This is a genomic window from Duganella paludis, from assembly GCF_054461335.1.
Genome location: NZ_CM136922.1, coordinates 6,374,047 through 6,392,142 on the forward strand (window position 1 = coordinate 6,374,047; position 18,096 = coordinate 6,392,142).

17 protein-coding genes are annotated in these 18,096 nt (G+C 64.0%); 5 read left to right on the plus strand and 12 right to left on the minus strand.

Translation table 11 applies throughout. The features are described from left to right. The first annotated feature begins 13 nt into the window (after positions 1 to 13). Together ACXZ1M_RS28100 and ACXZ1M_RS28105 are read left to right on the plus strand one after the other, a co-directional pair. Entirely contained in the window at positions 14 to 1,294 is a 1,281-nt protein-coding gene (locus tag ACXZ1M_RS28100) for a nucleotide sugar dehydrogenase (protein WP_459050879.1), read from the plus strand. Further along, the gene (locus ACXZ1M_RS28105; protein ID WP_459050880.1) at positions 1,294 to 2,355 is read left to right on the plus strand and encodes an SDR family oxidoreductase; all 1,062 of its coding nucleotides are present in this window, start codon (positions 1,294 to 1,296) and stop codon (positions 2,353 to 2,355) included. Before ACXZ1M_RS28100 ends, ACXZ1M_RS28105 begins: the two co-directional genes overlap by 1 nt. Here the strand turns inward: ACXZ1M_RS28105 and ACXZ1M_RS28110 are convergent. From ACXZ1M_RS28110 to ACXZ1M_RS28165, 12 genes are all read right to left on the minus strand, one after another. Next, a complete protein-coding gene (locus ACXZ1M_RS28110; protein ID WP_459050881.1) occupies positions 2,312 to 3,619 on the minus strand; it encodes a SpoVR family protein in 1,308 nt (435 codons plus the stop codon). The two genes, ACXZ1M_RS28105 and ACXZ1M_RS28110, sit on opposite strands and share 44 nt — an antisense overlap. Next, complete coding sequence (locus ACXZ1M_RS28115; RefSeq protein WP_459050882.1) at positions 3,616 to 4,740, minus strand: DUF444 family protein; 1,125 nt, start codon at positions 4,738 to 4,740, stop codon at positions 3,616 to 3,618. Before ACXZ1M_RS28115 ends, ACXZ1M_RS28110 begins: the two co-directional genes overlap by 4 nt. Position 4,741: 1 nt before the next feature. Continuing rightward, positions 4,742 to 6,631: a serine protein kinase gene (locus tag ACXZ1M_RS28120; protein WP_459050883.1), complete on the minus strand. Its 1,890-nt coding sequence runs from the start codon at positions 6,629 to 6,631 to the stop codon at positions 4,742 to 4,744. 91 nt (positions 6,632 to 6,722) lie between these two features. Continuing rightward, positions 6,723 to 7,628 carry a LysR family transcriptional regulator gene (locus ACXZ1M_RS28125; protein WP_459050884.1) on the minus strand — a complete coding sequence of 302 codons (906 nt, stop codon included), beginning with the start codon at positions 7,626 to 7,628 and terminating at the stop codon, positions 6,723 to 6,725. 8 nt (positions 7,629 to 7,636) lie between these two features. Next, the gene (locus ACXZ1M_RS28130) at positions 7,637 to 8,044 is read right to left on the minus strand and encodes a hypothetical protein (RefSeq protein ID WP_459050885.1); all 408 of its coding nucleotides are present in this window, start codon (positions 8,042 to 8,044) and stop codon (positions 7,637 to 7,639) included. 327 nt (positions 8,045 to 8,371) lie between these two features. Beyond that, the gene (locus ACXZ1M_RS28135; RefSeq protein ID WP_459050886.1) at positions 8,372 to 8,767 is read right to left on the minus strand and encodes an Hpt domain-containing protein; all 396 of its coding nucleotides are present in this window, start codon (positions 8,765 to 8,767) and stop codon (positions 8,372 to 8,374) included. A gap of 39 nt (positions 8,768 to 8,806) precedes the next feature. Then, positions 8,807 to 9,682 (minus strand): peptidase, encoded by an 876-nt coding sequence (locus tag ACXZ1M_RS28140; RefSeq protein WP_459050887.1) that lies wholly within the window; start codon positions 9,680 to 9,682, stop codon positions 8,807 to 8,809. A gap of 45 nt (positions 9,683 to 9,727) precedes the next feature. Next, on the minus strand, positions 9,728 to 10,531 hold the full coding sequence (locus ACXZ1M_RS28145) for a transglutaminase family protein (protein ID WP_459050888.1): 804 nt from the start codon (positions 10,529 to 10,531) through the stop codon (positions 9,728 to 9,730). Positions 10,532 to 10,545: 14 nt separating this feature from the next. Beyond that, positions 10,546 to 11,499, minus strand: a complete 954-nt coding sequence (locus ACXZ1M_RS28150) for an alpha-E domain-containing protein (RefSeq protein WP_459050889.1) — start codon at positions 11,497 to 11,499, stop codon at positions 10,546 to 10,548. Positions 11,500 to 11,511: 12 nt separating this feature from the next. After that, positions 11,512 to 12,939 (minus strand): circularly permuted type 2 ATP-grasp protein, encoded by a 1,428-nt coding sequence (locus ACXZ1M_RS28155; RefSeq protein ID WP_459050890.1) that lies wholly within the window; start codon positions 12,937 to 12,939, stop codon positions 11,512 to 11,514. Between the two features lie 69 nt (positions 12,940 to 13,008). Next, a complete protein-coding gene (locus ACXZ1M_RS28160) occupies positions 13,009 to 13,755 on the minus strand; it encodes a hypothetical protein (protein ID WP_459050891.1) in 747 nt (248 codons plus the stop codon). A 117-nt stretch (positions 13,756 to 13,872) separates the two neighbouring features. Next, complete coding sequence (locus ACXZ1M_RS28165; protein ID WP_459050892.1) at positions 13,873 to 14,403, minus strand: PRC-barrel domain-containing protein; 531 nt, start codon at positions 14,401 to 14,403, stop codon at positions 13,873 to 13,875. A 173-nt stretch (positions 14,404 to 14,576) separates the two neighbouring features. On the opposite strand from ACXZ1M_RS28165, the gene ACXZ1M_RS28170 reads away from it, so the two are divergent. From ACXZ1M_RS28170 to ACXZ1M_RS28180, 3 genes are all read left to right on the plus strand, one after another. Beyond that, positions 14,577 to 15,380, plus strand: a complete 804-nt coding sequence (locus tag ACXZ1M_RS28170; protein WP_459050893.1) for a ferritin-like domain-containing protein — start codon at positions 14,577 to 14,579, stop codon at positions 15,378 to 15,380. A 114-nt stretch (positions 15,381 to 15,494) separates the two neighbouring features. Beyond that, positions 15,495 to 16,685, plus strand: coding sequence for a benzoate/H(+) symporter BenE family transporter (locus ACXZ1M_RS28175; RefSeq protein ID WP_459050894.1), 1,191 nt, complete (start codon positions 15,495 to 15,497; stop codon positions 16,683 to 16,685). 36 nt (positions 16,686 to 16,721) lie between these two features. After that, a complete protein-coding gene (locus ACXZ1M_RS28180) occupies positions 16,722 to 18,062 on the plus strand; it encodes an MFS transporter (protein ID WP_459050895.1) in 1,341 nt (446 codons plus the stop codon). Positions 18,063 to 18,096: the final 34 nt, after the last annotated feature.

The following is an 18,096-nucleotide window of genomic DNA, read 5'->3' on the forward strand; positions in this document are numbered from 1 at the left end:
AAAAGGTGCTTATATGGAAGTAGTCGCCGTTGTTGGACTTGGTTATGTGGGGTTGTCGCTGGCCGTGGCGTTCGGCGCCAGGCGGCGCACCATCGGTATCGATTTATCTGCGCGCAAGGTGGCGAGTTACCGGCGCGGCATTGACCCGGCCGGCGAGGTCAGCACCGCGCAGTTCGCGGAAGCGCGCTGGCTGGAGCTCGGTTGCGATCCGGCCGCGCTGGCCGAAGCCGACTACATCGTGGTGGCCGTGCCGACGCCGGTCGACGTTGCGCACAACCCGGATTTCTCGGCGCTGCTCGGCGCCAGCCAATCCGTGGGCAGGCATATGAAGGCGGGAGCGGTGGTGATTTACGAATCCACCGTCTATCCCGGCGCCACCGAGGAGGTCTGCATTCCGATCCTGGAGCGATGTTCGGGACTGCGCTGGCAGCAGGATTTTCACGTCGGCTTCTCGCCCGAGCGCATCAATCCCGGCGATACCGAACACCGGCTGGCCACCATCCGCAAGGTGGTGTCCGGCGACGATGCCGCCACGCTGGAGCGCGTGGGCGCCTTGTACGAAGAGGTGGTCAGCGCCGGCGTGCACCGTGCGTCCAGCATCAAGGTCGCGGAAGCGGCCAAGGTCATCGAGAACACCCAGCGCGACCTCAACATCGCCCTGATGAACGAACTGGCCATCATCTTCGACCGGCTCGACATCGACACGCTGGAAGTGCTGCAAGCGGCCGGCACCAAGTGGAATTTCCTGCCGTTCCGGCCCGGCCTGGTGGGCGGGCATTGCATCGGCGTCGATCCCTACTACCTGACGCACAAGGCCGCCATGCTTGGCTTCCACCCGGAGGTGATCCTGGCGGGCCGCCGCACCAACGACGGCATGGCCAAGTTCGTGGCCGAGAAAACCGTCAAAGAAATGGTGCGCGCCGGCTTCAAGATCAAGGGCTGCCGCGTCAACGTGCTGGGCCTGACGTTCAAGGAAAACTGCCCGGACCTGCGCAACTCCAAGGTGGCCGACCTGATCCGCGAACTGGAATCCTACGGCCTCCAGGTCCACGTGCACGACCCGGTGGCGGACGCCGACGAAGCCTTGCACGAGTACGGCGTGCGGCTGCAAGCCTGGGAAGACCTGCCCTGTGCGGAAGCGCTGATCAGCGCCGTGGCGCACCGCGAGCTGGCCGCGCGTCCGCTGCGGCAGATGCTGGACAAGGTCAGCACCGGCGGTTGCTTCATCGACCTGAAATCGCAGTTCGATCCCGCGCCCCTGCGCAACAGCGGTCTCAGCGTGTGGAGGCTGTGATGAGCGACTACGAAAACGGCACGCCCGCCACCAGCGCCTATCAGCTGATGCGCGAACGGCTGCAGCATGAACGGTTCCGCTGGGTGGTCACCGGCGTGGCGGGATTTATCGGCTCCAACCTGCTGCAAGCGCTGCTGGAACTGGGGCAGCAGGTGGTCGGCGTCGACAATTTTCTCACCGGTCACCGGCACAACCTGGACCAGGTGCGCGAACTGGTCGGCGACGGCGCCTGGCACGATTTCGAGCTGATCGAGGGCGATATCCGCGACCTGGCGGTTTGCCGCCAGGCCTGCGACCGCGCGGATTACGTGCTGCACCAGGCCGCGCTGGGCTCGGTCAGCCGTTCGATGGCCGAGCCGCTGCTATGCAACGACATCAACGTTGCCGGCTACCTGAACATGCTGGACGCGGCGCGCCTGGCCGGCGTGCGGCGCGTGGTGTACGCCGCCTCCAGCGCCACCTACGGCGACCATCCCGGCCTGCCGAAACAGGAACAGCATATCGGCCTGCCGCTGTCGCCGTATGCCTTGACCAAGCACGTGAACGAGCTGTACGCTGGGGTGTACACGCGCTGCTACGGGCTGGACGCCATCGGCCTGCGCTACTTCAACGTGTTCGGGCCGCGCCAGGATCCGGCCGGCGCCTATGCCGCCGTGATTCCGCTGTGGGTGTCGGCCATGATCGCCGGGCGCGACATCGTCATCCACGGCGATGGCGAGACCAGCCGCGATTTCTGCTACGTCGGCAACACGGTGCAAGCCAACCTGCTGGCGGCGTTGACCGACAACCGCGCCGCCGTCAACCAGGTCTACAACGTGGCGCTCAACGCCCGCACCAGCCTCAACGAGCTGTACTTGCTGTTGCGCGAACTGTTGTCCGAGCGCCATCCGCACCTGCACGATTGCGGCCCCGTCTATGGACCGTTCCGCGCCGGCGATGTGCGCCATTCGCAGGCCGACATCAGCAAGGCCGCCAACCTGCTCGGCTATGCGCCCACCCACGACCTGCGGCGCGGCCTTAAGCAGGCTTTGCGCTGGTATGAACAACACCTTCAGGCGTGACCCGAACGGTGCGCGCGACGCCGCGAAAGTCCGCTGTGTGCAGCGTCACCGGGCGGCGCCAGACGCGCGCCACGTATTGCATCACTTGCTCGGCCTGCGCCATGTCCAGCCCCCGTCCATCGCGGGTGTGATCGTGGTGCAGCACCAGGCTGAAATCATCGTCCATGCGCGCGACCGCGATGCTGGGCGCGCCGTAGTTGTACTTCGGACTGAGGATGGCTTCGCGCACATCGTGGATATCGCGGCTAAGCACGCGGGTGTCGCCGTCGGCGCGGGCCTGATAGCTGAACAGGTCGAGTTTCTCCGCCAGCGCCGCATGCAGGTGGTTGCGGATGAAACCGAAATCGTCCTCCTCGGCACAGACGCGGCGCGCGGCATCCAGTCCTTCACGTTCGATCAAGTCTTCCCAGATGGCGAAGCCGAGGTGGTAGGGATTGATGGCCAGCGCGAGTTGCTCTTCATTGCCGTAGGGACGCACCACGTCGGAATGGGCGCGCAAGGCGTCCAGGTACAGTGATTGCGGCAGGAAGTCGGCCTCGCGCAGCAGGCGGGCGTGCCAGTAGGAGGCCCAGCCTTCATTCATGATCTGGCAGGCGTACACCGGATAAAAATAGAACGCTTCCTCGCGCACCGCCAGAAAAATGTCGCGCTCCCAGCCTTCGAGGTCCGGCGCGTAGCGGGCGATGAACCGCAACAAATCATGCTCTGGATAGAACGGCAGCACGCGCCCGGCGTCACCCGACGGCGCGGGACAGGCATCGCGGTGCAGCGGCTGCTGGATGTCGATATGCGGCTCCAGCGCCAGCGCCGCGTCCAGCACGGTTTCGACGGCGCGCTGGCCGTGGCGCAGCATGGCCTGTTCCAGGCGATGGGCGCGGGCGGCGCTTCGTTCCAGGATGTGGCCGCCGGCCATGCCCAGGAAGTGCGCGAACACGGCGTTGCGTTTGACGAAATCGGCATGACCGATCACATGCGCGGTCACCAGCGCGTTCTCGGCCTCCGAGTTGGAGTCCAGCATGTAGGCGCGGCAGGGATCGCCGGGAAACATCACCTCGAAAATCCGCGAGTGGCCCATGTGCTGGTGCAGCAGTTGGTGGATGTAGCGCAGGCCGAACGACCAATGGTTCATGCGCACCGGCACGCCATAGACGGCGATTTCCAGCATCAGGCCCGGCGGCGCCAGTTCGAAGTCGACCGCGTCGTAGCGCAGGCCCAGGCTGGCCGCCAGCGCGTGCATGCTGTCGGTGACGTCGTCCAGGCTCATGCCGCCGCCTGGCTGGTGAGAAAGTGCCGGATCGCCGTGTAGACGTCCGCATCGTCGGCGAGCAGGGCGCTGGACATGGGTGAACCCTGTCCTTCGGCAGCCTTCCACAGCCGCAGCATTTCGCTGTCCTGCACGCGCGGCATGCCGGGCACGGTCTCGACATAGGCCAGGTAGTTCAGTTGCTTGGCCAGTTCGCCCAGCGCGGTGCCGGCGGCGAAGTGGTCCTCGGCGAAATTGTCGCCGTCCGAGGCGTACAACAGGTAGCTGTTCCACAAGGCGCGGTCGTAGCGCAGCGCCAGCAGTTCCAGGCATAGCCGCATGCCGCTGGACGCCACGGTGCCGCCCATGCCGCTCGCCGCGAAGAACTCCTGCTCGCTGAATTCCCAGGCCTCCGCGCCGTGGGCCAGGAAATGAATGGCGATCTGGTGGTATTTGCGCCGCAGACCGTGCAAGGCGAGATAGAAGAAGGTCTTGGCCAGGCGGCGCTCGGCGTAGCCCATGCTGCTGGAAACGTCCAGCAGGAAAAACAGCACCGCGCTGCTGGCGGGGGCCGGACGCGGCAACAACTGGCGGAAACGTAAATCGTCATTGGTGAAAGCGGCGGGGTCCGGCTGCACCGCGCGGCGCTTGATGGCCTCCTTCACGGTGCGGCGCCGGTCCAGCCGCGAGGGGGCGCCGCGCTTGTCCCAGCCGGCACGCGTCATGTCGTTGTGTTGCAGTGTCGCGCGGCCGCGCGGCTCCAGTTGCGGCAACTGGAACTCGTCCCACAGGCTGTCGAGGATGTCGTTGATGGAAAATTCCACCTGCAGGGTGACTTCGGCGCTGTCCGTGCTGGCGCGGCCGTCGTGGTCGTCGTCCACATCGGGGCAGCGCAGGATGTCGCCGGGCTGGCCGGGGCCTTGTCCGGCGCCGGTGCTGCTATAGTCGCGCGCCAGGCGGAAGCGGGCGTGCTCCAGCACCTTCACCGGCACCTGAACGCCATGCCGGCCCGGCGCGGTCATCAGGTCGGCGGCGGCGATGGCGTCCGGCAGATGCAGGCGCGCCGCTTCGCGCACCTTGTCGTTGTGCCGCAGCCAGTCGCGCGCACCGCGGGAGAATAAGCTGTACCAATCGCTGCGCATATCATTCCTGTGCCAGCAGGGTGGTGACGTAGTTCAGCGCTTCGCGCGCACAATGGCGGTCATAGCCGTAGTCATCCACCATGCGCTGCTCGACGGCGGAAATCCTGGCGCGCACTTCGTCGTCCGGACGGCGCGAGGAACTGACCAGCCGCAACACGTCGCGTCGCTGCTCGAACAGATGCTGTTGCAGGGCTTCGCGCAGCTGCGCGTGGCTACCGAGGCCGAAGCGCTCGCCGCGCTTGTAGGCGCTCATGGCCTTGCGCACCACCTCCTGCCGGAACGATTGCTTGCCGGAGTCGGAGATGTGGATTTTTTCCTCCACCGCGCGCAGGAAGCGTTCGTCCGGACGCCGTTCCTCGCTGGTGATCGGGTCCTTGATCTGGCGGTTGTCGAGCATGGCTTCGACTTCATCCAGGTATTTGTCGAGCAGGTCGGACACTTCCTGCTCGAACGAGACGAACAGCGCCTTGTGCACGTCCTCCTTCACCCAGCGATTGAAGAACTCCTTGCGCGTCAGCACCAGGTAATCGATCCAGCGCCGCTTGCGCGCGGGCTCGATGCGGGCGTCGCTCTCGATGGCGTCCTTCAGCGCCAGCAGCACGTCCATGGTGCTGATGCTCTTGCGCGGGGATTGGATGATGGCGTGCGACAAGCCATTCACCACAAAACGCGGCGACACGCCCGACAGGCCCTCGTCCGGCGCCTGCTCCTTGCTGCGCACCCGCTGCGCTTCGCTGGGATGGACGCCGTCCACATCCTCGCCGGCATGGATGCGCACGCGTCGGGCCAGGTCGGGATCGCGCTCCTCGCCCTCGTGCAAGCGGCTGAGGACGGCGAACACGGCCGCCGCGTGCAGCACGTGGGGATCAAGATGCACATCGCGGAAGGCCGGCGCCGACATGATCAGCTTGCGGTAGATGCGCGCCTCCTCGCGGTAGTTGAGGGTGTAGGGCACTTGCACGATCACCATGCGGTCGAGCAGGCCTTCGTTCTCGCTTTCCTGCAAAAACTTGCGGAACTCGGCCAGGTTGGTGTGCGCCAGGATGGTTTCGTCGAGGTAGATCAGCGGGAAGCGCGCCACCTTGACGTTGCGCTCCTGGGTCAGCGTCAGCAGCAGGTAGAGGAACTCACGCTTGACCTTGAGGATTTCTATCATCTCCAGCAAGCCGCGGCTGGCCGCATACACGGTGCCGGACCACGACCACGCACGCGGATCGCCCTCGTCGCCGAACTCCGCCACGCGCGACAGGTCCACCGAGCCAACCAGGTCGGCGATGTCGGCCGTATTGGGATCGTGCGGCGCGTAGGTGCCAATGCCGCTGCGCCCGGCCTCCGAGATGAAGATGCGCTCGACCGGCATGCGCAGGAAGTCGCCGCCCAGTTCCCGTTCCAGCCGCGCGCGGCAATGGGGACACAGCTCGCCGGCGGCATCCACGCCGTAACTTTCCCGGAAGCTGGCGCACAAGGTGTGCGGCACCAGGTGCAACGGCGATTCGCGCACCGGGCAGCCGGCGATGGCGTACAGGGCGCCGGCGTCGGTGCGGCTGTATTCCTCCAGTCCGCGTTTGAGCCGGATCACCAGCGTCGATTTGCCGCCCGATGGCGGCCCCAGCAGCAACAGCAGGCGGCGGCCGACCTCGGAGCCGGCGGCAGCGGCCTGGAAATAGCCGGCCACGCGGGCCAGGGCATCGTCGATGCCGAACAGTTCATCGTCGAACAGCTTGCCGCTCCAGCGCAGCATGTCCCAGATGTATTGATGCGAGCCGCGCGCCAGTTGCGCCGGCGCGGCCGGCAGCACGTGGTCCATGAAGTCGGCAAAGCTGCCGCTCCACTGGACGGCGCGATGCTCTTGCGTGAAGGTTTGCAGCCGCTCCCGGAATTGCTCGATCATCGCCTGTCCTCCGAAAGATAGGAGTATCCGCGCCGGCGCCGCAGGGTCAGATGATATGGCTCAATCGAAAGGAGGGAACTTAATTACTAATCTAAGCGCTATCCCAAGGAGTATCGGCCAACTCCTGCACCAGGAAATCGATCATCACGCGCACCTTGGCGCTCAGGTGGCGCCGGCTCGGGTAGACCGCCAGCACGTCCATGTCCTGCATGTGATAGTCGGGCAGCACGCGCTGCAGGCGGCCGGCGCGCAGGTCGTCGCCGACCAGGAAAGTCGGTTGCCAGATGATGCCCATGCCGCCCAGCGCCGCACCGCGCGCCGTGTCGCCATTATTGGTGTGCATGACGCAGGACACCTTGATCGCATGCTGGTGGCCGGCGGCGTCCAGCATGCGCCATTCGTCGGCGCTGGCGGCGTAGCTGTAGCCGATGCAGGCGTGCTGCAGCAGATCGGTGGGGCTGCGCGGCATGCCGTGCTGCTGGATGTAGTCGGGGGAGGCGCACAGCACATTGCGCGAGGTGGCCAGCTTGCGCGCCACATTGGAGGCCGAACCGGCGCGCGAAATGCGCACCGCCATGTCATAACCTTCCTCGACGATGTCGACCACGCGGTCGATCAGCGCCACATCGAGCTGCACCTGGGGATACAGACGCATGAACTTGGCCCATAGCGGCGCCAGGTGCAGCACGCCGAAGCTGAGCGGCGCATTAATCCTGAGCAGGCCGTGCGGCTGCAAGGCGGCGGAAGAGACGATGGCTTCGGCTTCGGCCACGTCGTCGAGGATGGTTTTGGCGCGTTCGAACAGCGCTTCGCCGCTGGAGGTTAGCGACATCCGGCGCGAGCTGCGGTTGAGCAGGCGCGTTTGCAGATGGGCTTCCAGGTCGCTGATATAACGGGTAACGTTGGCCGGCGAGGTATCCAGCGCTTCGGCGGCGCGGGCAAAGCCATCGCGCTTGACAACTTCTACGAACACTTCGAGTGCGCGCAGGCGGTCCATGCCGACTCTTAGTGAGCGACGTAGTTGGTGGTAGCGGCTTCCTTGATCACGCGGCCAGCGCTGAGCGCGGCGCCCGAGCTGCCGCCGACGTGGCTGGTCAAGGCGCTGACGGTGGCGTCCTGGCCCATGCCTTCCAAGCCGACCACTGCCTGGGCGTCGCCGGCGTTGGCGGCGCGTTCAAACAATTCCAGTGCTTCGCGGCGCTTGGCCGGGTTCGACAGGTAACGCAAGGCCAGTTCGCGCTGGGCCACCGGCGAGCCTTGATCGGCCCATTCTTGCAGGCGGCGTTCGGCGGCCAATTGGCCGGTCGGCCCGATTTGCAGTGCAGCAGCTTCAATCACAGTCGAGGAGGGAATGGCGTCTTCCTGTGCCTGGCAAGCGATCAAGGCGCCCACCATGACTAGCACTGAAGCCACCAATACACCAGACTTGTTGAACAATTCCATAAATTAAATACCCTTGATTAAAGCGATGCGCAAACCTCGGTGCGATGCACCATTATACTTGCGACGGAGCAAATTGTCTAATACGCAATTATGATCGCCGACTGAAGCTGTCATGCAGATTCAAATTCGAGTGGTGGCGATATTAGCATGAAGAATTTGCATAACCTGTCCCGCATGCGCTGATAGGGGTAACAATTGTAACCATTCGTTAATGCCGTTTCGGCCAAGCACGCGCGGCCTCGCTGTGCAATGCAGCAAAACCGGCCGATTCATAAATGGTGAACGATACGGAAGGCTTCAGCCTGCCGACGGTGGCGCATTGTGCGCGAGCCATGCGGCGGCGTCGCGCAAGACCAAGCGGTATTCGGATTCCAGCGCGGCGAACAGAGGAGGGATGTCGTCCGAGCGCGCTGCGGCGATGGCTTGTTCCAGGGCCAGCGAGGCGCTGACCAGGCGTTTCGCGCCCAGCGTGCCGATCGAGCCGCGCACGCTGTGGAAGATTTTGCCGGCGTCGGCCAGGCGCTGCTCGCGCAAGGCGGCGCCGGCCAACTCGAAGGGCGCCATGCCGGGCGCGCAGGCGTCGGCGACGATCTTGGCGACGATGGCCAGGGCTTTGGCATCGTTCCCCATGTATTTCAACAACGTCTCCACCGAGAAAATACTTTCTTCGGGTTGTGGACCGGCTTCAGTCATGTATTGCTCCAAGGGACAGGTTATCTTTATGCTAGCGGATTATTGTTGCCCGTCGTGAAATTGTTGCGATAAGGTCTGCAAAGGGGTACGTGATACCGCTGGTATCCCGACACCGGCCGGCGGCGCCATCCGCACCGGTTTGCTTACTGCGTTGGCTGAATGCAACACATTGCCGGCGATTTCGGGCGCCGCGTTCCACACCGGCGCGTCCAGGCCTTCGAACACGCTCTTGAGCTGGTGGCCCCAGGTGTTGCGGATCATCTGGAAGTACTCGTTGCGTTCGTCGATAGTGACGAAATGGGTGACTTCCAGCTTGTCGCTCTCGTACACCAGCAAGTCCAGCGGCAGGCCGACCGAGACGTTGGAGCGCAGCGTGGAATCCATGGAAATCAGCGCGCACTTGGCGGCGTCGTCGAGCGAGGTGGCCGGCGTCACCACGCGGTCGATGATGGGCTTGCCGTATTTGGCCTCGCCGATCTGGAAATAAGTGTTTTCGTCGTGCGATTCGATGAAGTTGCCGGCCGAGTAAATCTGGAACAGGCGGCAGCGCTCGCCCTTGATCTGTCCGCCGAAAATGATGCTGACGTTGAATTCGATGCCGAACGACGACAGCGATTGCGCATCGCGCTCGTGCACCTGGCGCACCGCCTCGCCCATCAGGCGCGCGGCTTCGTACATATTCGGCGCGTTCCAGATGGTGTGGCCGTCGGCCGTGGTCAGTTCGGACACCAACTGGCGGATCGATTGTGAAATCGACAGGTTCCCGGCCGTCATCATCACCATCATGCGCTCGCCGGGGACCTCGAATACGCTCATCTTACGGAACGTGCCGACCTGGTCCACACCAGCGTTGGTCCGCGAATCGGAAAGAAACACCAGCCCGGCGTTAAGGCGCATGCCCACACAATAAGTCATCGTGAAAACTAAAAATTGATTGGAAGTATTGTTATTTTACACCCCTCATTGGGGAGTAATCTGTACGTCAACGCTCAAAGACTCGGTTCCGCCGCCGCGCCGCACACCGCGCACCGGTGCCGCGCCATCGTAATCGCGGCCGATGGCGAGGCGGCAATAGGCATCCGTCATCATGCGCGCGTGGGTGACGTCGATGCTGACCCAGCCGCTGTAGTCCTTGTCGTCGACCCAGGCGTCGACCCAGGCGTGGCTGGCGGCGTGGCCGCTGTTTTCCGGATCGATGTAGCCGGACACGTAGCGCGCTGGAATGCCGTGCGCATGGCAGCAGGCCAGGAACAGGTGGGCGTGGTCCTGGCACACGCCTTGCCCCAGCGCCAGTGCATCGCTGGCGGTGGTGTCGACGGCGGTCGCACCGCTTTGATACCGGACCGCACCAAAGATGTGCTCAGCGAGGCACATCAGGTCACGCGTCATGGCTTTGCCGTCGGGCAGGCAGGAGGCGGCCAGCTCCAGGATGCCGGGCGTGGCTTCCGTCAGCCGGGTCGGCACGGTGAAGATCAGCGGCGACAGCGTGTCGCCGTTCTGCACGCGGCCGCGGTCCGGCGTGGTGGTTTCAATCACGCCGGCGGCGACGATGGACAGGGCCTGGTGCGGCGCCGTCATAGTCATCATGTGCGACAGGTTGCCGTAGGCGTCCGTATAAGAATGCACGTGGCCGGGCGTGGACAGCTGCCAGGACAGCACGTGCTGCTGCGATTCCACGCGCGGCGTCAGGTGCAGCTGCTGGATGGTGTAGGCCAGCGGCAGGGTGTAGGTGTAACGCGTTTCGTGCCGTATGGACAGTTGCATTGCTTGCCTTTCGCTTAAGCCGCCATCGGCACCAGGAAATCGCGGCTGACGCGATTGCCCAGGTCGTAGATATCGGCCAGGAAGCGGGTCAGCATGCCATGCAAGCCTTCCGCCAGGATGTCTTCGATTTTGCCGAACTGCAGTTCCGCGCGCAGGCGGCCGGCGAAGCGTTCGGTATCGGCCGAGACGTCGTTGCGCACCTCGTGCAGGTTCTGCACCACTTCATCCATGCAGGCCAGCAGCGAGCGCGGCATGTCGCCGCGCAGGATCAGCAGCTCGGCGATGCGCGCCGGCGTGATGACGTCGCGGTAGACCTTGCGGTAGATTTCAAAGCCAGATACCGAACGCAGCATCGCGCCCCAGTAATAGAAGTCGCGCTGGCTCAGGCCTTCGCCGTTGCCGCTGTCGGACGTGCCGCCGTGGTATTTCACGTCCAGGATGCGGGCCGTGTTGTCGGCGCGCTCCAGGAAGGTGCCGAGCCGGATGAAGTGCACGGCTTCGTCGCGCAACATGGTGCCCAGCGTGACGCCGCGCGACAGGTGCGAGCGGTACTTGACCCATTCGAAGAACTTGCTGGGGTCGGTTTCCACCAGGTTCGATTGCAGGCGGCGCTGCATGTCGAGCCAGGTCTGGTTCTGGATTTCCCACACTTCGGTGGTCAGCGTGCCGCGCACGGCGCGGGCGTTTTCACGGGCGGCGGTCAGGCAGGCCACGATGGAGGACGAATTGCCCGGATCGCGGACCATGAAATCGATGACTTCCCGGCCTTCCAGCGATTTGTACTTCTCCTCGAAGGCCTGTTGCAGCTCGGAGATGCCCAGCAGGGCGCGCCAGCCCTTGGCGTTTTCGTGCTCGGACTGCGGCAGCATCGAGGTCTGGACGTTGACGTCCAGCATGCGGGCGGTGTTTTCGGCACGCTCGGTATAGCGCGCCATCCAGAACAGGTGATCGGCGGTGCGGCTCAGCATGATGACTCCTTATTATTCCAGTATCCAGGTATCTTTGGTGCCGCCGCCTTGCGACGAGTTCACCACCAGCGAGCCTTCCTGCAGCGCCACGCGGGTCAGGCCGCCCGGCACCATGGAGATGGTCTTGCCGGACAGGACAAACGGCCGCAAGTCGATATGGCGCGGCGCAATGCCGCTTTCCACGTAGGTGGGGCAGGCCGACAGGGCCAGCGTGGGCTGGGCGATGTAGCCATCCGGCTTGGCGAGCAGGCGTTGGCGGAAGTCTTCGATCTGCGCCTTGGTCGAGGCCGGCCCGACCAGCATCCCGTAGCCGCCGGCGCCGTGCACTTCCTTGACCACCAGCTCGGGCAGGTTGGCCAGGGTGTAGGCCAGGTCTTCCTTTTTGCGGCACTGGTAGGTCGGCACGTTGTTCAGCACCGGCTCCTCCGAGAGGTAGAACTTGATCATGTCCGGCACGTAGGGATAAATCGACTTGTCGTCGGCCACCCCGGTGCCGATGGCGTTGGCCAGCGTGACGCGGCCGGCGCGGTAGACCGACAGCAGGCCCGGCACGCCGAGCGAGGAATCGTGACGGAAGGCCAGCGGATCGAGGAAGTCGTCGTCCAGCCGGCGGTAGATCACGTCCACCCGTTTCGGGCCGCGCGTGGTGCGCATGAAGACGGTGTTGTCGCTGACGAACAAATCCTTGCCTTCGACCAGCTCCACGCCCATTTGCTGGGCCAGGAAGGCGTGCTCGAAGTAGGCCGAGTTGTACATGCCCGGCGTCATCACCACCACGGTCGGGTCGTTGATGCCCATGGGCGCAACCGAACGCAGGTTATCGAGCAGCATGTCCGGATAGTGGTCGACCGGGGCGATCTTGTTGCGGGCGAACAGTTCGGGGAACAGTCGCATCATCATCTTGCGGTCTTCCAGCATGTAGGAGACGCCGGACGGCACCCGCAGATTATCTTCGAGCACGTAGAACTCGCCTTGGCCGGCGCGCACGATGTCGACCCCGGCGATATGGGCGTAGATGTCCGACACCACGTTGATGCCTTGCATCTCCGGCCGGTACTGCGCGTTCTTGTAGATCTGCTCGGCCGGAATGATGCCGGCCTTGATGATGTTCTGGTCGTGATAGATATCGTGGATGAACATGTTCAGCGCCTTGACGCGCTGAACCAGCCCGGTTTCCAGCTGTTTCCACTCGCCCGCCGGAATGATGCGCGGGATGGTATCGAAGGGAATCAGCCGTTCGGTGCCGGCATCGTCGCCATAGACGGCAAAGGTGATGCCGACGCGGCGGAAGGTCAGGTCCGCTTCGGCGCGCTTGCGTTCGATGGTTTCGGCCGACTGGCGCTGCAGCCAGCCGCAGAACTCGCGGTAATGTTCACGGACTTCGGCGCTGGCGGTATGGGCCAGGCCGTCATTGGTCATTTCATTGAAGAATTTTGCCATTTTCGAGCGTTCCCTGGATTCCTGATAAGTACCTTACTCTTCTATCAAGAACTATGCCAGTCGTTACGCTCAGTTTTGGTGCATGGCTTGCTGGCGGTAGCGTTCGATCTGGCCGCTTTCGCGCATCTTCTTCAGCACCGCCCCCAGGCGCAGCGCCAGGTCGGCATGCTGTCTGTTCAGGTAGGCGTGGATCGGGCCGCGCTGCAATACGGAGGCCGGGCGGATGCCGGCGTTGCGGAACTCGGCGCGCGTCAGCAGCGGTGCGATCGAGTCTTCGATGTCCACGTAGAGGTCGGAGCGTCCGAGCGCCAGCTTGCGCAGGCCGGTTTCGGCATTGCGCACCTCGGCCAGCTGGGATGGCGGCAGCACCTCTGCCAGCTTGCTGGCAATGGACGGATAGCCGAGGCGGTATTCGACCCGGTAGCCGGTATTGCGCAGTGCCTCCCAGCCGGGCGCCAAGTGAATGTCGGTGCGTCGGGCGTAGGCGATGGTGGACGCAAAAAAAGTCGCCTCCGGCACGCGGACCAGATTCGGCTGCACGGCCTGGTATTCAAAACTGCGCGCCAGCTCGCCGTCCACGTTGCCGGCCGCCGCCTCGGCGCCGGCACGGGCCGCAGGAAAGGTACGGATTTCCAGCTCCATGCCAAGTTGCTGGAACGCATCGGTGTAGATGAGTGTCAGCCATCGGGCTGCGAAGCCCTCGGTATTGGTCACCAGGCTGGCCAGCACGATGCGGCGCGGCGGCGCGGCGTTGCCGGCGCGTTGGCCGGCCAGGACGGATAGGGTGATGCCGGTAATGAATTGCCTGCGCCGCATTGCGGCTCCTGTCCAAAGTCCTCACCGTACAATTATAGCAATAAAGCAGCATGGCCCGGCCGGGCATGCAAGTGACTGCATGTCCGGCCGGGCCACATTTATGTCGACCAATGAGCGTTAGATATTGCCGCGGTCGGAGCCGATGCTGCCACCGCTGCCGACGCTGCTGCTATAGCCAGGATCGCTTTGCAGGCTGCCGCTGCCGGTGCCCATCACGCTGCCGGTCGAGGTGACGCCGCCGGGAACGTTTTGACGGGTGCCGTAGAAGCTGTGCAGTTCGGTGTTGAATTCGGTGCTGGCCATGTCAGGCCAATTGTCCTTGTCGAAGCCCGGAGCGTTTTTCAGGTGCTCTTTCGAAACGTCCAGCAGGAAGCGCTTGTTGACGGTGTCCAGCTGCAGCGCTTGCCATGGCACGGCGAACAGCTTGTCGCCCATGCCCAACCAGCCGCCGAAGGACAGCACGGCGTAGGCCACCTGGCCGTTGCGCATGTCCAGCATGATTTCCTTGATGTCGCCCAGGTCTTCGTCCTGGCGGTTGTAGACATCTTCGCCGATCAGGGTATCGGCGCCCATCAGACGTGGGCCGGGACCGGTGTTTTCGTCGTCGTTGGTGTAAATGCCGTAGGTGTCGCGGTCTAGATAGCTCATGATGGTCTCCAGTGGTTAGTGAGGTCCCGCATCAGCGATGCGGTGACGTGTGCTAATCATGGGGGCCACGCGACAGTAGAGGTATAGGTGCGCGTGCGGTGTGGCTGTAGGACGAGGATGAGTTCCTGAGGAACGTAGTGATAAACTACTGCCCTCGTTAAATTGGAGGTTTTATGGATGCACTTCTCGAACTGCGCGCTGGGGCGCTGCAATGCCTGACCGAGCCCGATCCGACGGCCAAGGTGGCGGCGGTGGAGGCCTTGTCGCGCGCGTCGCAGGAGGGCAGGGCCAAGCCCGATGCGCAAGCGCAGCTTGGTTCCTCGGCCGCCATTCCGGGCCGCCCGGAACTGCCCGAGCTGGTGCCGCCGTTGCAGGTCGGCCGACGCGCGATGAACACGACCGAAGGCCGGGCGATGCTGATCCACGCGCTGGCGCACATCGAGTTCAACGCCATCAACCTGGCGCTGGATGCGATCTGGCGCTTCCCCGGCCTGCCGGCGGACTACTACACCGATTGGCTGCAGGTCGCCAGGGAAGAGGCTTACCATTTCTCGCTGCTGGAAGCGCATTTGCAACGGCAAGGCTATCACTACGGCCAGTTCCTGGCGCATGACAGCCTGTGGGAAATGGTGGCCAAGACTTCGGACGATGTGCTGGCGCGCATGGCCCTGGTGCCGCGCACCCTGGAAGCGCGCGGGTTGGATGCCAATCCACCGCTGCGCGCCAAGCTGGCGCAGGCCGGCGACAAGGAGGCCGCCGCCATACTCGACATCATCCTGCGCGACGAAATTGGCCACGTTGAAATCGGCAACCGCTGGTACGGCTACCTGTGCCGCCAGCGCGGCCTCGAGCTGATTCCGGCCTACGCCGATCTGGCGCGGCAATACAACGCGCCGACGCCGCGCGGCCCGTTCAACCTGGAGGCGCGGCGCCAGGCCGGCTTTACCGAGGATGAACTGAAGGTACTGCAGGGCTGAAGCCCGCGTATACGCGCATACTCAAAGGGTATCAAAGGCATACTCAATCGGTGTTGGACCCTGTTCCGGAACTTGTCTACTCTGCCACAAAGACAATAACTCCGGGAGACACCCATGGCATCAACCTTGGCCACGCAGCGCTGGCGCTGGGCCGACAGCTCGGTATCGGCGATTGCCGCCGGCTTCCTGGCGGTGCTGGTATCGCTGGCCGGCCCGCTGGCGATTTTTTACCAGGCCGCGCAAGCAGGGCAGATGTCGAACGCGATGTTCGCCTCGTGGGTATGGGGCATCACCATCGGTGCGGCGCTGGCCGGCATCGTTCTTAGCTGGACGCTCAAGGCGCCCATCATCACCGCCTGGTCCGCACCCGGCACCGCGCTGCTGATTCCCCTGTTTCCGGCCTTGTCGATCCATGAAGCGGTCGGCGCCTACCTGACCGCCGCCGTGCTGTTGCTGATCATCGGCCTCACCGGCGGCTTCGAACGCCTGATGTCGTATGTACCGAAAGGCGTCGCCAGCGGCATGATGGCCGGCATACTGCTGCCGTTCGGCCTGAACGCCTTCAAGGGCATGGGCACCTTGCCGCTGCTGGTGTGCGGCATGCTGATCGCCTTCCTCGTCTTCAAGCGCCTGTATGCGCGCTACAGCGTGGTGCTGTTGCTGGCCGCCGGCATCGCCATCGCCGCGCTGAGCGGACAAACGCATCTGGGCGACGTGCACCTGCAACTGGTGACACCGCAGTTCATCACGCCGGAGTGGAGCTGGTCCAGCACCTTCAGCCTGGCCTTGCCGCTGGTGCTCACCACCTTGAGCGGGCAATACCTGCCGGGCATGGCCATCCTCAAAGGCGCCGGCTACGACGTGCCGGTGCGTCGCGTGGTGGTGGTCAACAGCATCGCTTCCTTCATCACCGCTTTTGCCGGCGGCATCACCATCGCCATCGCCGCCATCACCGCCGCGATGTGCACCGGCCGTGACGCGCATGAAGACCCGGCCCGGCGCTACATCGCAGGCATCGCCAACGGCGTGTTCTATCTGCTGGCCGGCTTGTGCGGCGGCTCGGTAGTGATGCTGTTTGCCGCCTTGCCCAAGGAGTTGATCGTCACGCTGGCCGGGCTGGCGCTGCTGGGCCCCATCAGCGTCAACCTCGCGCAGGTCGCCAATGCGCCGGAGCGCGAAGCTGCGGTACTCACATTTCTTGCCACCGCCTCCGGCATGAGCTTCCTCGGCCTCGGTTCGGCCTTCTGGGGAATCCTGATCGGCATGGCGGCGCACCGCATCCTGCGCCCGGCGACCACACCATAACAACACACCACCAACCACAAAAGGGGAGACAGCACCATGCAACACATCGACATCCACAAGATAGCGGACAACGCCCGCTTCAACCGCTTCCACGCCAGCGTACTGGCGTGGTGCGCGATCATCATCATTTGCGACGGCTACGATCTGGCCGTCGCCGGCATCGCGCTGCCTTCGATCATGAAGAGCATGGGCGTGACCGCGCAGAACGCCGGCTTCATGGTCAGCTCCGCGCTGTTCGGCATGATGTTCGGCGCGATTTTCCTCGGCACGGTGGCGGACCGCATCGGCCGCCCGCGTGCGATCGCCATATGCCTGGCGTTGTTCAGCGTCTTCACCGCAGCGGCAGGAATGACCTCCGATCCCTACGTCTTCAGCGCCATGCGCTTCATGGCCGGCTTGGGTATCGGCGGCGTGATGCCGAACGTGGTGGCGCAAATGACGGAGTACTCGCCGCGCAAGATCCGCTCGACCATGGTGACGCTGATGTTCAGCGGCTATGCGGTGGGCGGCATGCTGGCCGCGTTGCTGGGCAAGGGCATGATCGAGGCGTATGGCTGGCAGTCGGTGTTCCTGGCCGCCGGCATGCCGGTGGTGCTGATTCCGTTCATCCTGAAATCGCTGCCGGAGTCGATGTCGTTCCTGATTCGTCAGGGACGCACTGCCGAATTGAAAAGCATCCTGTCGCAGATGGACCCCGGCTACCAGCCATTGTCCAACGATCGCTTCGCGCTGGCGGCGCAATCGGAAGGTGCGCCGATCGGGAAGCTGTTCCAGGAAGGCCGTGGTTTCAGTACAGTGATGTTCTGGGTGGCGTTCTTTATGTGCTTGTTCATGGTGTATGCGCTGAGCTCCTGGCTGGCCAAGCTGATGGCCGGTGCAGGCTATAGCCTCGGCTCGGCGCTGACCTTTGTGCTGGTGCTAAACTTCGGCGCGGTGATCGGTGCGGTGGGCGGTGGCTGGCTGGCCGATCGCTTCCACATCAAATATGTGTTGGTGGGGATGTATGCGATGGCGGCGGTGTCGATCACGCTGTTGGGGTACAAGGTGCCGACCGAGTTGCTGTATGTGCTGGTTGGCTTTGCTGGCGCTTCGACCATCGGCACGCAGATTGTGACCTATGCGTATGCGGGACAGTTCTATCCCGCCGCCGTGCGCTCGACCGGCATCGGCTGGGCGTCCGGCGTGGGCCGCAGCGGTGCGATTCTGGCGCCGATTGTGATTGGCACGCTGGTGGGCATGGCGCTGCCGCTGGAGCATAACTTCGTCGCCATCGCCATTCCGGCGGTGATCGCGACCATCGCCGTGTCGCTGATCCGACATGGCCGCTCGGCGTCGGCCACCATCAAGGCCGACGTGCGCTCGCCCGCCGCCGCTTAACCCCGTCATTCCCGCGAAGGCGGGAATCCATACG

What these genes read in the sequence shown, in the direction of transcription:
- ACXZ1M_RS28155 (WP_459050890.1), bottom strand. Translation starts at nt 12,939, where the DNA reads ATGGCAAAATTCTTCAATGAAATGACCAATGACGGCCTGGCCCATACC.
- ACXZ1M_RS28100 (WP_459050879.1), top strand. Translation starts at nt 14, where the DNA reads ATGGAAGTAGTCGCCGTTGTTGGACTTGGTTATGTGGGGTTGTCGCTG.
- ACXZ1M_RS28125 (WP_459050884.1), bottom strand. Translation starts at nt 7,628, where the DNA reads ATGGACCGCCTGCGCGCACTCGAAGTGTTCGTAGAAGTTGTCAAGCGC.
- ACXZ1M_RS28105 (WP_459050880.1), top strand. Translation starts at nt 1,294, where the DNA reads ATGAGCGACTACGAAAACGGCACGCCCGCCACCAGCGCCTATCAGCTG.
- ACXZ1M_RS28110 (WP_459050881.1), bottom strand. Translation starts at nt 3,619, where the DNA reads ATGAGCCTGGACGACGTCACCGACAGCATGCACGCGCTGGCGGCCAGC.
- ACXZ1M_RS28150 (WP_459050889.1), bottom strand. Translation starts at nt 11,499, where the DNA reads ATGCTGAGCCGCACCGCCGATCACCTGTTCTGGATGGCGCGCTATACC.
- ACXZ1M_RS28120 (WP_459050883.1), bottom strand. Translation starts at nt 6,631, where the DNA reads ATGATCGAGCAATTCCGGGAGCGGCTGCAAACCTTCACGCAAGAGCAT.
- ACXZ1M_RS28160 (WP_459050891.1), bottom strand. Translation starts at nt 13,755, where the DNA reads ATGCGGCGCAGGCAATTCATTACCGGCATCACCCTATCCGTCCTGGCC.
- ACXZ1M_RS28180 (WP_459050895.1), top strand. Translation starts at nt 16,722, where the DNA reads ATGCAACACATCGACATCCACAAGATAGCGGACAACGCCCGCTTCAAC.
- ACXZ1M_RS28170 (WP_459050893.1), top strand. Translation starts at nt 14,577, where the DNA reads ATGGATGCACTTCTCGAACTGCGCGCTGGGGCGCTGCAATGCCTGACC.
- ACXZ1M_RS28115 (WP_459050882.1), bottom strand. Translation starts at nt 4,740, where the DNA reads ATGCGCAGCGATTGGTACAGCTTATTCTCCCGCGGTGCGCGCGACTGG.
- ACXZ1M_RS28175 (WP_459050894.1), top strand. Translation starts at nt 15,495, where the DNA reads ATGGCATCAACCTTGGCCACGCAGCGCTGGCGCTGGGCCGACAGCTCG.
- ACXZ1M_RS28165 (WP_459050892.1), bottom strand. Translation starts at nt 14,403, where the DNA reads ATGAGCTATCTAGACCGCGACACCTACGGCATTTACACCAACGACGAC.
- ACXZ1M_RS28135 (WP_459050886.1), bottom strand. Translation starts at nt 8,767, where the DNA reads ATGACTGAAGCCGGTCCACAACCCGAAGAAAGTATTTTCTCGGTGGAG.
- ACXZ1M_RS28140 (WP_459050887.1), bottom strand. Translation starts at nt 9,682, where the DNA reads ATGACTTATTGTGTGGGCATGCGCCTTAACGCCGGGCTGGTGTTTCTT.
- ACXZ1M_RS28145 (WP_459050888.1), bottom strand. Translation starts at nt 10,531, where the DNA reads ATGCAACTGTCCATACGGCACGAAACGCGTTACACCTACACCCTGCCG.